Source organism: Streptomyces sp. NPDC093221, from assembly GCF_044753885.1.
Taxonomy (GTDB): Bacteria; Actinomycetota; Actinomycetes; order Streptomycetales; family Streptomycetaceae; genus Actinacidiphila.
Genome location: NZ_JBIVOA010000004.1, coordinates 83,932 through 97,114, shown reverse-complemented (window position 1 = coordinate 97,114; position 13,183 = coordinate 83,932). Strand labels below are relative to the sequence as shown.

Sequence of the window (13,183 nt, the reverse complement as noted above, 5' to 3'; positions counted from 1 at the left end):
CCACCAGAAGTGCTGTGACCACCCAGGGAGAGACCATGCACAGCAACACGGGCAGATCGAACGGGGACAAGGCGGCGGCGGCCGGAGCCGCGTCGCCCGCAGGGGAAGGCACCGGCCGTACCCCGGTGTCGCGGCGCTCGCTGCTGACCGGCGGCGGCGCGGTGGCGGCCGGACTGTTCCTGGCCGCCTGCGCCTCGAACAAGCAGCCCGGCACGTCGGCGAGTTCGGGCGCGGGCAAGGGAGCGGGCAAGAAGCTCACCATCACCATGACGCCCTTCGCGGGCGCCGATCTCGGCCTCATGCCCAGGGAGTTCGCCAAGGAGTACCAGGACAAGCACCCCAACGTGCAGATCAAGATCGACGACACGCTCAACCTCGCCAAGCAGACCGCCGCCTACCAGGCGAACCCGCACAAGCCGCTGAACAACCTGGTCTTCTCCAACGGCGGCGCGACGGCCACCGGCAAGGCCACCGGTATGTACCTCAAGCTGGACTACAGCAAGATCCCCAACACCTCGCAACTGCACGCCCAGTTCGTCGAGCGCGACCACTGCGGTGTGGTGTTCGGCGCCGACCAGATGGGGCTGGTCTACAACACCAAGACCTACCCCAAGGGCTTCGCGTCCTGGACCGACCTGTGGTCGCCCGACCAGCGCGGAAAGCTCTGTTTCTTCACCATCCCCTGGTGGGCCATCGGCATGGCCGCCAAGCTCAACGGCGGCGGCTGGGACAACATGGACCCCGGCTTCAAGCTGTGGATCGAGCACGCCAAGAACATCCGCACGATCGTGACGGCCAACCCCCAGTTCCTCAACGTGCTCTCCACCAGCGAGGCCCCGCTGACCTCGCACTACCTGGGCACCTCGACGGCCTGGCACGCCCAGGGCGCGCCGCTGGGCTTCAGCCGCCCCACCGAGGGCGCCTTCTTCGACCCGGTCGGCGTCAACATCAACTCCGGTTCCTCCGACGACCAGCTCGAGGTCTGCTACGACATCGTCAACGAGATGCTCCAGCCCAAGTGGAACCAGCGCTGGGTGGACACCTCGGTCGAGATCCCCGCCTCCAGCACCTCGAAGCTGACCCCGAAGCTCCAGGCCATCCCGGCCATCGCCGCCGGCGCCGACCAGAAGTTCGTGGACGTCGACTGGGACACCGTCGGCAAGAACATGGCCGCCTGGACCGCGCGGTGGAACGAGGAAGTCGTCTCCAAGATCTGACGGCCCCGTTCGTACGACTCAGTTCCGACGGCTCCAGATTCTTACGGCTCAGCCCTCACGGACCGGTTCCGACAGCCCGGTTCTCACGGCTCAGCCCCGACGACGTCCACCCCACGACCGGAAGGACCTGCACGATGGCGGACAACCCTCCAGGCGGCATACGAGAAGCCGCCCCGGTGAGCGGGGCGGCGACGGCCACGGCGGAGCGCCCGGCCCCGGAGAAGCCGGGACCCCGCCGAGCGCAGCCCAAAGCCTTCACCGGCAAGGGCCGCGACCGGCGCACCGCACTCCTCCTGCTCGCGCCCAGCATCGTGCTGCTGCTCGCGGTGTTCGCCTTCGCCATGGAGTCGCTCGTCGAGTACTCCCTGCAGAAGTACCAACCCGGTGGCGTCAACACCACCAACACCCTGGCCACATGGACGAAAGTCCTCACCAGCTCCTACTACTGGTCGGTGATCTGGCAGACCGTACTCGTCGGTCTGCTGGTCACCGCGATCACCGCGGTCGTCGGCTACCTCACCGCCCTGGCACTGCACCACACCAAGCGGACCGGCTGGCGCAACGCCGGATACGCGGTGGTCTTCTCCTCGCTGGTCTTCTCCGGCATCGCCAGCGTCTACGCCTGGCAACTGCTGCTCGGCCAGGAGGGTTTCCTCAACTCCGCGCTCGGCCTGTTCGGCATCGGCCCCGTCCACCTGCTCTACGAGCGCAGCGCCGTCGTCATCGCCCTCGTGCACACCCTGCTGCCGCTGATGGTCCTGCCGATCAGCAGCACCTTCCGGCAGATCGACGGCACCCTCGCCGACGCGGCCGACGACTTCGGCGCCTCCCGCTGGCGCACCTTCCGCTCGATCACCCTGCCGCTGAGCGCGCCGGGCCTGATCGCCGGATGCCAGCTCACCTTCGCCCTGACCATCTCCAGCTTCACCGCCCCCAGCCTCCTGGGAGGCGGGCGGGTCGCGACCCTGTCCACCAGCATCTACTCCCTGGTCGGCACCACGGACTATCCGGGCGCCTCCGTCTGCGCCCTGGTGCTGCTGATCCTCGCGCTGGTCTCCACCGGAGCGTTCGTCCTCCTCCAGCGCCGGTTCGCCGAGGCCGACCAGGGCGGAGTCACCATCAGCCCCTCGCCGCCCCGTGGCATCCGCGGACTCGGCGTATGGATGGCCGTGCTGTACGCCTTCCAGCTCGTGCCCGCCGCGATCGTCGTGATCAGCTCGCTGTCGTCGGTCTCCTACGGGGTATGGCCGCCGCCCGGCTTCTCCACCCGCTGGTACACCAACCTCTACCACCAGGACGGCGTCATGGACGCCTTCGTCGGCAGCCTGTGGATCGGGGCGCTGGTCGCGGTGCTCGCCGTCCTGCTCGGCTCCGCCGGCGCGGTCGCCCTGGTCCGCTACCGCTTCCGGGGCAGCGGGGTGGTGCAGTCGGCGCTCTTCTCACCCGTCGTGGTGCCCAAGATCGCCTTCGGCTTCGCCGTGTTCATGCTGCTCGCCCGGGCGGGTCTGCCCTCCGGCAGGTGGGCGGTGGTCCTCGCCCACACCGTGGCGACCGTGCCGTTCGTGATCGTGCTGCTGTCCGCCGCCCTGACCCGGGCCGACCGCACCCTGGACTACGCGGCGATCGACCTCGGCGCCTCGCCGCTGCGCGCCTTCCTGCGCACGACGCTGCCGCAGATCGCGCCCGCCCTGCTCATCAGCGGCGTCTTCGCCTTCCTCGTCAGCTTCAACGAGATCGACCTGTCGATCTTCCTGCTCACCTCCGACCAGCAGACCCTGCCGGTGTGGATGTACGGCTACCTCAACAACTACCAGGACCCGACCCCCGCGGCCCTGTCCACGATCATGACCGCGCTGTCGGTGCTCGTCGTCGGACTCGGCGCCCTGCTCCTGCGTGTCGTCCAGCGCGGCCGACGACTGGAGCTGTGACCGACCGCCACCACCGCATCGGGCCACGCCGCACCCGCGTCCGCGTACCCGCACACCACCCGCCTTCGTACCACCAAGGAGACCCCCGATGGCTGAGCTGTTCCCACGGCTGCGCCACGTCTGCGACCTGGACGCCGCCTACCTGCGCGAATACTCAGGACTGCACGACGAGTACGACGGCACGATCGTCGACCTGTCGCCTGCCGGGGTGGCCTCGGCGCTGGCCGCGCTGGGCGGTCCCGCGCTGGACGACGCGCACGACGAAGCACAGCTCGCCGCCACCGAGAACGCGATGCGGACCCGGTTCGGCCGTATCCGCCAGCACCGCTGGGACCCCTGGGTCCACATCGAGGCGCTGGACCTGTCGCCGTACGACCGGCCCTACGACGACGAGGCGGTACGCGTGCGGGCCAGGCGCCGCCACCTGCGGCTCTGGCCGGACGCCGTGGACAACGCGATCGAGGCGCTGGACGAACTGTCGTCCTCCGTCGCCGGGATGTTCCTGCCCGCGGCGCGCGGAATGTCCGCCGAGGTCCGCGCCGACGACGGCGAGGACGGCGTACGCGCCCTGGCCGCGCTGGAACGGCTGACCGCCCACCTCGAACGCGCGGCGCGCGAGGCCGCTCCGGCAGCGGGACTCGGCAGGGCCGACCTCACCGCGCTCCTCGGCTGCGAGGACCGCGTCCCGGTGGACCTGGACGAACTGGCCGCCATGGCCGACAGCGAGTACGCGCGGATGAGCGACATCCTGGACGACGCCGCGGCCCGGCTCGACCCCGCGGGCGCCGACGACCCGGCCGCCAGGACCCGGCGGCTCAGCGCCCGGGTGCGCGCCGACCACGGCGACTTCCCGCGCATCCTCGCCGACACCCAGGCCCAGGTCGCGCTGGCCGCGCGCTTCGTGCGCGAGCGCGAACTGGTGCCCGTCGTCGACGAGGCGTGCGTCATCGAACCCAGCCCGCCCGCGCGGAGTTGGGCCGCGGGCCGGGTGAGCTGGACCGCGCCGTGGGAGACGCGCGGCCACTCGCTCTTCCACGTGACCGGACCCTCGCCGCACTGGTCGCTCGACGACCACCGCGCCTGGCTGTCCCGGTTCAACCGGCCCGCGATGGCCGTGATGGCCGTCCACGAGATCGGCCCCGGCCACTGCAGCCACGCCCTGATGATGGGCAAGGTCGACCGGCCGATCCGCAAGACGCTCTGGTCCGAGCTGTTCTTCGAGGGCTGGGCGCACTACGCCGAGGAGATGATGTGGGAGGAGGGCTACCAGGACGACAGCCCCCTCTACCAGTTCGGCATGGCGCAGGAAGCCATGATGCGGGTCGTCCGCGTCCAGGCCGCGCTCGGCATCCACACCGGCGCCCTCACCCTCGACGACGCCATCGCCCTCTTCGAACGCAAGGCGTTCCTGGCGGGACCGGCCGCGCGGGCCGAGGCGCTGCGCGGTGTGTGGGAGCCGACGTACATCCGCTACACCTGGGGCAAGGTCCTCATGCGGCGGCTGCGCGACCAGGCGAAGTCCGCGTGGGGCAGCGGCTTCACGCTGCCGCGTTTCCACCGTGAGCTGATGGCCTTCGGCTCCCCGCCGGTCGGCCTGGTGGCCTCCGCGATGGGCATCGGCCCGGCGCCGCTCCCGCAGCCGGGTCCTGGCGCACCGGCGGACCAGGGGAGCGGACCGGCATGACGGCGGGCCAGCGGCCGGTCGTGGACCGGGCACTCGAACAGGGGCGGAAGGACTCCGCCCACGGCGGCACCGCCATGGTCTCCGCCATGCACCCGGCCGTCGCCGACGCGATGCTCGACGTCCTGCGGCGCGGCGGCAACGCCATGGACGCGGTGCTCACGGCCGTCCCCCTGCAAGGCGTGGTCGAACCGCAGATGACCACCCTGGCCGGTGGCATGTCCGTGCTCTACTACGACGCCGCCCGGCGCGCTTACGACTACATCGACGGCGAACTCGACCACACCCGCGACAGCCCGCCGGTCTCCGCCACCTGGGACCACTACGTGACGGTGGACGGCGCCCTCGGCGCCTCCTCCGGCCGCCGCGTCGCGGTCCCCGGCGCGGTCGCGGGCATGCACCTGGCCATGGAACGCCACGGCAGCATCCCCTGGGCCGACTACTTCGCACCCGCCGTCGAGGTCGCCGCCGCCGGCTTCCCGATGTACTCCTTCCTGTACGGCGAGGCATTCGAGGCCGCCGCGGGCCGGTTGGCGGCGCACCCTTCGGGCCGCGCCGAATTCCTGCCCGACGGCCACGTACCGCCCGTCGGGGCGCGGCTGGTCCGCCCGGCGCTGGCCGAGACGATGCGGCGGATCGCCGCCGACGGCCCCGACCACGTCTACCGCGGCGCGTGGGCGTCGCGCTTCGTGGCCGCGGTCCGCGAGACCGGCGGCACCGTGACCGCCCGCGACCTCGACGACTACACCGCCCGCGCGAGCCGCCCGGTGCGGCGCGCCTACCGGGACCACGAGATCGTCGGCGCCCCGCCCCCGTCGTCCGCGGGCATCCTCATCGGCCTCGTGCTCGGCATCCTGGAACACTTCGACCTGCCCGCCCTGGGCCACTACACCCGCGACGCCGAAGCCCTCGAAGTGCTGCGACGCGCCATGGCGTTCGCCGAATTCTTCACCGAGCGCTTCGTGAAGGACCCGCTGTCCTTCGACCTCCCGGTGGACGAACTCCTCTCGCCCGACTTCACGGCGTCGCTGGCCGCGCTGATCCGCGGCAACACCCGACGCGACCCGGCGCCCGCGAGCGGCGGTACGGTCCGGCCGCCCGGCGCGCCGCACGCCCACAACACCGACCACGTCGTGGCGGTGGACGGCGCGGGCAACATGGCGTCGCTCACCCACAGCGTCTACGGCACCACCTTCGGCACCGGCCTGGTCGTGGACGGCGTCCACGTCAACAGCGGCAACAGCTTCCCCGGCACCGGCGACGGCGACGGGCGGCGCGTCCTGTCGCCCTTCCCGCCCACCATGGTCGCCCGCGACGGAACCCCGCACCTGGCCCTCGGGTCACCGGGCCTGTCCGCGCGCGCCACCGCGATCGTCCTGGCCAACCATCTCGGATACGGCCTCGACCTGGCCGAGTCGATCGACGCGCCGCGCTTCCAGGGCGTCCAGACCGACCAGCCGTTCACCGTCGAGGCACGGATCGACCCGCGGGTGCTCGACGCGCTCGCCACCCGCTACGGCGCCGACGTACGACTGACCACCCCCTACTTCTGGCACTTCGGATCCGTCCACGCGGTGGAAGTCGACGCGGACGGCCACCGCCACGGATACTGCGACCCGCGGCGCCCGGGACGGGCCACGGGATGGTGACCGACCCGCCCGAACAGCCGCCCAACGCAACCGACTTGGGACGACAGGAGACGCACGTACCCATGGCAGAGGACACCGAAGTCCCCGTACCGGCCCCCAGCGAGAACACCAAGTCACCCAGCTACATGGGGCGCATCCTCAACTTGCTGGAGCAGTCCGTGGTCGCCGAGGGCGCACCGCTGACCCTCACCGAACTGGCGGCGGCGGCCGACGCGCCGCTGTCCACCGTGTCCCGGCTGACGGCCCAGCTCGTCACCTGGGGCTTCCTCAACGAGACCACCTCGCACCGCTTCGTGCCCGGCCGACGGCTCGCCGCCATGGCCGCGGCCGTCAGCGAACACCTCTACAGCAACGACCGCCTCCAGCAGGCCACCCGGCTGCTCACCGGCGTCACCGGCGAGAGCACCACCGCCGGACGCATCGTCGGGAACAGCATGTTCATCATCGCCCGCACCGAGTCCGAGCAGCCGCTGCGCGCGGTGAACCGCATCGGCGAGTTCATACCGCCCGACAACTCCGCGCTCGGCAAGGCCATCATGTCCCGGCTGCCCCGCGCCCGGCAGCTCGCGCTGCTGCGCGGCGCCGACGTGGCGGACCCCGAGGCCACGCTGGAGAAGATGCAGCCGGAGCTGGAGGAGGCCAGGCGGCGCGGCTACGCCGTGGACGAGGAGACCTACAGCGTGGGCCTGCGCTGCCGGGCCGCCGCTGTCGTCGGCCCCGACGGCGTCGCGGTCGCCGGACTCTCCATCAGCGGACCCGCCGCCCGCTTCACCCTCGACCTCGCCGAAGGAGCCGTTCCCGCGCTGCGCCAGGAGGCGTCCGCGATCGGCGACATGCGGTGACCCCCGCCGGGGCCGGGGACACCGTCCCCGGCCCCGGCGACGACAAGAACCCGAGCACCGATCCCCGTATCAGTACCCGTATCAGCAAGGAGACACAGCGGATGAGCGACACCACAGCCACCGGTACCCCGGCCGCGCAGCCCGGCCACACCGTCGAGACCGTCCCCGTCACCCGCGTGGACAACGGGCACGACCTCGCGCTCACCGTCCATCGCCTGACCGGCGCCCGGCCGGGGCCCACCCTCGTCGCCTTCGGCGGCGTCCACGGCGACGAGGCCATGGGACCCGAGGAGATCCGCAGGTTCGTCTCGTCGGTCGACCCCGCGGAACTGGCGGGCACGATCGTCGCCGTACCGGTGGCCAACCCGTACGCGTACGCGGCGATGTCCCGCTTCACGCCGCAGGACGGCCTCAACCTCAACCGCATCTTCCCCGGCGACCGCAACGGCTCGGTCACCGAGCAACTGGCCGCCGTGCTCGCCGAGATCATGCTTCAGGCCGACTACTTCGTGGACTTCCACTCCAGCGGCCTGTACTCCACGGTCGAGTACTCCTACATCATGGACGACGGCCGGGAGATGGCCACGTCCTTCGGCGCCGCGCTGCTCTACCACCACGAGCCCTACGAGGGCACCTCCAACGCGTGGGCGATCAAGAACGGCATCTCCTCGACCGTCTGCGAACTGGGCGGCGGCGGGCAGCTCACCGACGCCTTCCTCGACAAGGCCGTACGCCAGGGCCGCAACATGCTCAAGGGCATCGGGATGCTGGAAGGCGCCCCCGAGGCGATCGTCGAGCAGCAGACGGTGATGACCGAACTCGTCACGCTGCGCCCGACCAAGGGCGGCACGATGATCTCCCACTTCACCCCTGACCGGCTCGGCGAGGTCATCAAGGGGGGCACGGTGCTGGGCGAGGTCGTGGACCCGTACACCTTCGAGACGCTGGAACAGCTCGTCGCGCCGTACGACTCCAACATCCTGGTGCTCAGCCGCGAGGGCTACTCCCGCACCGCGCCGGGCGACTACGGCTTCATGGTCGGCAACGCCGGCACCACGACCACCGTCGACGAGCTGTTCGGCGCCTGAGCGCAGGGGCGCGAGCCAGCGGGCGACGGGTGTAGCGGAGACGAGGAGCGGCGTACCGGCATGGACATCAGACACGTCCACGTGGTGGACCCCGAGAGCGAACAGATCCTCAGGGACCGGCGGATCACCCTGGAAGGAGACCGGATCACCGCCGTCACGGCCGACACCCCCGACCCACTCGCGCCCGGCGACGTGGACGGCACCGACCTGTACGCGGTCCCCGGCTTCATCGACTGCCACGTGCACGTCACCTCGGTGACCGCCGACGAGTGGGCCGACACCGGGATGGCGCCCAGCTACGTCACCGCCCACGCGCTACGGGAACTGCGCGCGATGCTCGAACGCGGCTTCACCACCGTCCGGGACGCGGGCGGCGCCGACGCCGGGCTGGCCGACGCCCTGGACGAGGGGCTGGCGCCAGGACCCCGGCTGTACGTGTGCGGCAAGGCGCTGTCGCAGACCGGGGGCCACGGCGACCTGCGCCCCCGTGGCCGCTACCACGCCGACGACCATCCGGCCGTGCCCGGCATCGGCCGGATCGTCGACGGACCCGACGCACTGCGCACCGCCGTACGCGAAGGCGTACGGTCCGGGGCGTCGTTCGTGAAACTCATGCTCTCCGGCGGGATCTCCAGCCCCACCGACCGGATCGACACCCCGCAGTACAGCGAGGACGAGATCCGCGCGGCGGTCGACGAGGCCGCGCGGACGGGCGTCTACTGCGCCGGGCACGCCTACACCCCGCAGGCGGTGGCCCGCGCGCTGCGCCTGGGCGTACGCACCATCGAGCACGGCAATCTGATCGGCCCGGACGAGGCCCGGCTGTTCGCCGAGCACGACGCGTACTACGTGCCGACGCTGGTGACGTACACGGTGCTGGCGCAGGAGGGTCCGCTCCACGGGCTCCCGCCCGCGAGCACCGCCAAGGTCGCGGCCGTCCGGGACAGCGGCCTCACCGCGCTCGCCCACGCCCACGCCGCCGACGCCCCGATCGCCTTCGGCACCGACCTGCTCGGCGCGATGCACGTCCACCAGTCGCGGGAGTTCGCGCTGCGGGCCAGGGTACAGCCGGGCTGGGCGGTGCTGCGCAGCGCCACCACCACCGGCGCCCGGCTGCTCGGCGCGGCCGGTGAACTCGGTGTGCTCGCGCCCGGCGCCCGCGCCGACATCGTCCTGACCCGCCACAACCCCGCTGTCCACGTCGAGCGGCTGGCGGACCCGGAGGCCGAGGTCGCCGCCGTCTTCTCACGAGGCCGCCTCGCGGTACGCCGCTAGGCGCCGCCAGGGCCCCGGCGCCGCACGCGGCAGCACCATCACACGAGACAGGGAGCCGTATGCACCACCCACCGCACCTCACCAACCCGACCCGCGCGTGCGGGAGTTCGAAGGTCTTCCCGGTCGGCCTTGGCGGCATGCTGCTGTCCATCGAAGGGCGCCCGGACCGCGCCCGCGCCACGGCGACGATCCACACCGCGCTCGACGCCGGAGTGACCCTCATCGACTCCGCCTCCGCCTACCACACAGGTGCCGACGAAGTAGGCCACAACGAGACGCTGATCGCCGACGCGCTGGAGAGCTGGGACGGCGACGCCTCCGGAGTCACGGTGGTGACGAAGGCGGGCCGGGTCAGACCGGGCGACGGGCGGTGGCTCACCGACAGCAGCCCCGACCACCTCGTCCGCTCGGCCGCCGCGTCCCGCGACCGGCTCCGCCTGGACCGTATCGAGCTGTTCTTCCTGCACGCCCCCGACCCGGTGGTGCCGATCGCCGACTCACTGACGGCGCTGCTCCGGCTGGTCGCGGACGGGACCGTCACCTCGGTCGGTGTCTCCAACGTCACCGTCGCCGAACTCGACCAGGCACACGAGCTGTTGGGTGACGCCCTCGTCGCCGTGCAGAACGAGTTCTCACCCAGCGCCGTACAGCACCGCGCGGTACTGCGCCGCGCGGAGGAACTCGGTCTGGCGTTCCTGGCCTGGCGGCCGTTGGGCACCATCGGCACGAAGGACGACGAACTCACCGCCGCCTTCACCGAGATCGGCCGCGCCCACGACGCCAGCCCGCAACGCACCGCGCTGTCCTGGCTGTTGTCCACCAGCCCGGCCCTCATCCCCATACCGGGCGCCCGCCGCCCGGAGACGATCCTCGACTCAGCCCGCGCCGCCGAATTGCACCTGGGGGAGGACGAAGTGAGCCGACTGGACGCGGCGGTCGCGAGCCGCGTGCCGTCCTAGGGAAGAGGAGTTCCGAAAAGGCCGCGCCTCAGGAGTGGGGCCGCGCCATCCGTACGACCGCGGTCCCGCGCTGGAGATCGACGGTCGTACGGTTCGCGGGCGCGCCGTCCTCCTCGTCGTCCCGCAGCACGAGGGCCGACTGCCGCTCCTTCAACTCGTTCTGCTTGCCCGGCGAGAAGCTCGCGTGCAGCATCTCGAAGCCGGTGGACGAGATCTGCCCCTGGCGGCCAGGGCCGCGCCACGGCAGGATTCCGGCCCGCCCGGCCCGCATGAGCATCTGATCGGCGAAGGCCACCAGGGTCAGCAGGATGACCAGACCGGGCAGGGTCATGAAAACGACGAACGTCATGCCCCCAGTATCGCCGTCCGGGCGCCGGTGATCCATGGGCCGGCAGGGGCCGGTCCGGCCCGCGCGCCACCTCGTCGGCCGCGCGAGGCGCCCGGCGGGAGGCTCCCTCTGGGCATGGTGCTGGGCGGTCTCGTGACCGCGGGGACCGCTCACGCCGATGTGGCACCAGGGGTGTCGATCGACCTCGGCGGCGCGGGCGGCGGCGACTTCATCGCGGACACCGGCACCGGCGGCAGGCCCGACACCATTCCCGCGGGCGCTCCCAGCTTCCCGAACTGGGGACGGACCGTGGCCCACCCGATCCCCGCCGACATCTGGAACACCTCACGCGTCGGGGACTCCTCCTACCGCGTCCCCGGTCTCACCCCGGGCGCCGACTACCAGGTCCGTCTCTACTTCATGGACTGGTACTACACCCACTCCGGTCAGCGTGAGTTCGACGTCACGATCGACGGCGCCAAGGTCCTGACCGACTTCGACATCATCGGCGCGGCCGTGGCGGCGGGCGCGGACGGCCAGGAAGCCTTCGGCGTCGAGAAGGACTTCCCCGTCACCGTGGACGCCTCCGGCACCCTCTCCCTCGACTTCACCCGCGGCTCCGCCAACCAGGCCCAGGTCAACGCCATCGTCGTGACGCCCGCGAGCTGACGACCCGCCTCCGGCACGCATCGTCCACGTGATCGCGGTCGGCCGGACGGTGCCTCGATGGCGGGTCCGGCTGACCGCGCTGCCGTACGGGGGACCGGGACCCCGGTCCGGCTACGGGCGGCGGCGGGGCTTGCCGCGCTTCGCGCCGCCCGTACCGCCGCTCTTGCCGCCCTTGCCTCCGGCACCCCGGCCCGGCGCGGGCTTGCGGCGCGCCTGCGACACCTTGTCCGGGCGCTTGTCCTTCGCGTCCTTGTCCTTCGCGGCCTTCGCCCCCGGTGCGGACGGCTCCGGGAGCGGCCGGCCGCGCGTGCTGTTGACGGTGCGACCGCGCACGATGCCGATGAGGTGTTCCACCAGATCCGTGGTCTCCTCCTGCGGCCAGGACAGGGCGACGCGGGACTCGGGCGCGTCCGGGACCGGCCGGTAGGTGAGGTCCCTGCGGTGGTGCAGCCGCGCGAGCGACTGGGGGACGATCAGCAGGCCCACACCCGCCGCGACCAGTTCCACGGCGTCCGCCGTGGTGGCGGGCCGCTCCTTCGCGGGCCGCCCCGGCGGCGTCTGCCAGGTGAGGGTGTCGTCCAGGGGACGCAGCACGATGTCGTCCGCGAGATCGGCCAGCGACACCTCGTCGACCGCCGCGACCGCGTGGTCCTTGGGGACGACTACCACCGTCGTCTCCGTGTAGAGCGGGATCGCGCTGAGGTCCGCGCCGTCGACCGGCAGCCGTACGAATCCGGCGTCCGCGCCGGACCCGCCGCCGTCCCGCAGCGCGCCGAACGCCTCGGCGGCGGGCACCGGGACCAGGGTGAGCGGGACCTCCGGCAGTCGCTCGTTCCAGATCCGCACCCACTTGGTCGGCATCACGCCCGGAACGTATGCGAGCCGGAACGAAGGAGGTACTTCCGAACCTGTCACCCCAGCAGGTTATCCGCTGGTGGTCGGAGGTGGCGCACGCGCTCGTTACCCTTGACGGCATGACGTCGCAGCAGACCGCCCAGACCATGAAGCCCGCGACAGCGGCGAAGAAGCTGGGTGTGTACCTCCAGGCCACACCCGCCGAGTTCCAGGAGGGTGTCGTCTCGCGCACCGAGCTCAACGCGCTCCAGGCCGATCCCCCCGAGTGGCTGGTGGAACTGCGGCACAACGGACCGCACCCCCGCCCCGTCGTCGCGTCCAAGCTCGGCGTGTCCATCGCGGGTCTCGCGCGCGGCGGCGTGACCGAGGCGCTCACCACCGAGGAGATCGAGGCGCTGAAGCGGGACCAGCCGCAGTGGCTGGTCGAGGAGCGTGCCGTGCAGGCGGAGGTCCGCAAGGAAGCGGTGCGGATCAAGGAGAAGAACGCGGAGCGCGCCGCCCGTACCCGCTGACCTTTTTCCGCTGACCCGTACCCGCTGACCTTTGTCCCCCGACCTTTTTCCGCTGACTCCGGCGCGGATTCGTTGACCACATATTGACCAGTGGTAAGAACGGGGTCCATCATCGGTGCGTCGCCGAACACCTCGGCGTCCGGACGCCGAGACACCGGCACTCGCCCCGCGCGGACAGGA

General features: G+C 71.7%; 12 protein-coding genes. 10 read left to right on the top strand and 2 right to left on the bottom strand.

Annotated features, from left to right (window positions below; translation table 11 throughout):
• Nucleotides 1-35: 35 nt before the first annotated feature.
• The 8 genes from ACIQCJ_RS17340 (at nt 36) to ACIQCJ_RS17305 (ending at nt 10,639) form a co-directional block, all read left to right on the top strand.
• Nucleotides 36-1,217, top strand: coding sequence for a substrate-binding domain-containing protein (locus ACIQCJ_RS17340; protein ID WP_355348418.1), 1,182 nt, complete (start codon nt 36-38; stop codon nt 1,215-1,217).
• A gap of 134 nt (nt 1,218-1,351) precedes the next feature.
• Nucleotides 1,352-3,145: an iron ABC transporter permease gene (locus tag ACIQCJ_RS17335; protein WP_355348421.1), complete on the top strand. Its 1,794-nt coding sequence runs from the start codon at nt 1,352-1,354 to the stop codon at nt 3,143-3,145.
• A gap of 88 nt (nt 3,146-3,233) precedes the next feature.
• Complete coding sequence (locus tag ACIQCJ_RS17330) at nt 3,234-4,829, top strand: DUF885 family protein (protein ID WP_402711817.1); 1,596 nt, start codon at nt 3,234-3,236, stop codon at nt 4,827-4,829.
• The gene (locus ACIQCJ_RS17325; RefSeq protein ID WP_402711816.1) at nt 4,826-6,475 is read left to right on the top strand and encodes a gamma-glutamyltransferase family protein; all 1,650 of its coding nucleotides are present in this window, start codon (nt 4,826-4,828) and stop codon (nt 6,473-6,475) included. The genes ACIQCJ_RS17330 and ACIQCJ_RS17325 overlap by 4 nt, the downstream gene beginning before the upstream one ends.
• Nucleotides 6,476-6,537: 62 nt before the next feature.
• Nucleotides 6,538-7,317 carry an IclR family transcriptional regulator gene (locus ACIQCJ_RS17320; RefSeq protein ID WP_355348430.1) on the top strand — a complete coding sequence of 260 codons (780 nt, stop codon included), beginning with the start codon at nt 6,538-6,540 and terminating at the stop codon, nt 7,315-7,317.
• 101 nt (nt 7,318-7,418) lie between these two features.
• Entirely contained in the window at nt 7,419-8,405 is a 987-nt protein-coding gene (locus ACIQCJ_RS17315; RefSeq protein ID WP_355348433.1) for a M14 family metallopeptidase, read from the top strand.
• Between the two features lie 60 nt (nt 8,406-8,465).
• Nucleotides 8,466-9,680: an amidohydrolase family protein gene (locus ACIQCJ_RS17310; protein ID WP_401312398.1), complete on the top strand. Its 1,215-nt coding sequence runs from the start codon at nt 8,466-8,468 to the stop codon at nt 9,678-9,680.
• Nucleotides 9,681-9,739: 59 nt separating this feature from the next.
• Complete coding sequence (locus tag ACIQCJ_RS17305; RefSeq protein ID WP_355348439.1) at nt 9,740-10,639, top strand: aldo/keto reductase; 900 nt, start codon at nt 9,740-9,742, stop codon at nt 10,637-10,639.
• Between the two features lie 28 nt (nt 10,640-10,667).
• Here the strand turns inward: ACIQCJ_RS17305 and ACIQCJ_RS17300 are convergent, their stop codons facing one another.
• Nucleotides 10,668-10,988 (bottom strand): DUF6191 domain-containing protein, encoded by a 321-nt coding sequence (locus ACIQCJ_RS17300; RefSeq protein WP_391049977.1) that lies wholly within the window; start codon nt 10,986-10,988, stop codon nt 10,668-10,670.
• A gap of 132 nt (nt 10,989-11,120) precedes the next feature.
• Here ACIQCJ_RS17300 and ACIQCJ_RS17295 point away from each other — a divergent pair, with 132 nt between their 5' ends.
• Nucleotides 11,121-11,636, top strand: coding sequence for a malectin domain-containing carbohydrate-binding protein (locus tag ACIQCJ_RS17295; RefSeq protein ID WP_402711815.1), 516 nt, complete (start codon nt 11,121-11,123; stop codon nt 11,634-11,636).
• Nucleotides 11,637-11,747: 111 nt separating this feature from the next.
• On the opposite strand, the gene ACIQCJ_RS17290 is transcribed toward ACIQCJ_RS17295, so the two are convergent.
• Nucleotides 11,748-12,551 carry a LysR substrate-binding domain-containing protein gene (locus ACIQCJ_RS17290; RefSeq protein WP_402711814.1) on the bottom strand — a complete coding sequence of 268 codons (804 nt, stop codon included), beginning with the start codon at nt 12,549-12,551 and terminating at the stop codon, nt 11,748-11,750.
• Nucleotides 12,552-12,610: 59 nt separating this feature from the next.
• On the opposite strand from ACIQCJ_RS17290, the gene ACIQCJ_RS17285 reads away from it, so the two are divergent.
• Entirely contained in the window at nt 12,611-13,003 is a 393-nt protein-coding gene (locus ACIQCJ_RS17285; protein ID WP_391161785.1) for a DUF5997 family protein, read from the top strand.
• The last annotated feature ends 180 nt before the right edge of the window (nt 13,004-13,183 follow it).

Bases quoted from the DNA above. Each gene is read 5' to 3' on its own strand.
- ACIQCJ_RS17340 (WP_355348418.1), top strand. From the start codon at position 36: ATGCACAGCAACACGGGCAGATCGAACGGGGACAAGGCGGCGGCGGCC.
- ACIQCJ_RS17335 (WP_355348421.1), top strand. From the start codon at position 1,352: ATGGCGGACAACCCTCCAGGCGGCATACGAGAAGCCGCCCCGGTGAGC.
- ACIQCJ_RS17330 (WP_402711817.1), top strand. From the start codon at position 3,234: ATGGCTGAGCTGTTCCCACGGCTGCGCCACGTCTGCGACCTGGACGCC.
- ACIQCJ_RS17325 (WP_402711816.1), top strand. From the start codon at position 4,826: ATGACGGCGGGCCAGCGGCCGGTCGTGGACCGGGCACTCGAACAGGGG.
- ACIQCJ_RS17320 (WP_355348430.1), top strand. From the start codon at position 6,538: ATGGCAGAGGACACCGAAGTCCCCGTACCGGCCCCCAGCGAGAACACC.
- ACIQCJ_RS17315 (WP_355348433.1), top strand. From the start codon at position 7,419: ATGAGCGACACCACAGCCACCGGTACCCCGGCCGCGCAGCCCGGCCAC.
- ACIQCJ_RS17310 (WP_401312398.1), top strand. From the start codon at position 8,466: ATGGACATCAGACACGTCCACGTGGTGGACCCCGAGAGCGAACAGATC.
- ACIQCJ_RS17305 (WP_355348439.1), top strand. From the start codon at position 9,740: ATGCACCACCCACCGCACCTCACCAACCCGACCCGCGCGTGCGGGAGT.
- ACIQCJ_RS17300 (WP_391049977.1), bottom strand. From the start codon at position 10,988: ATGACGTTCGTCGTTTTCATGACCCTGCCCGGTCTGGTCATCCTGCTG.
- ACIQCJ_RS17285 (WP_391161785.1), top strand. From the start codon at position 12,611: ATGACGTCGCAGCAGACCGCCCAGACCATGAAGCCCGCGACAGCGGCG.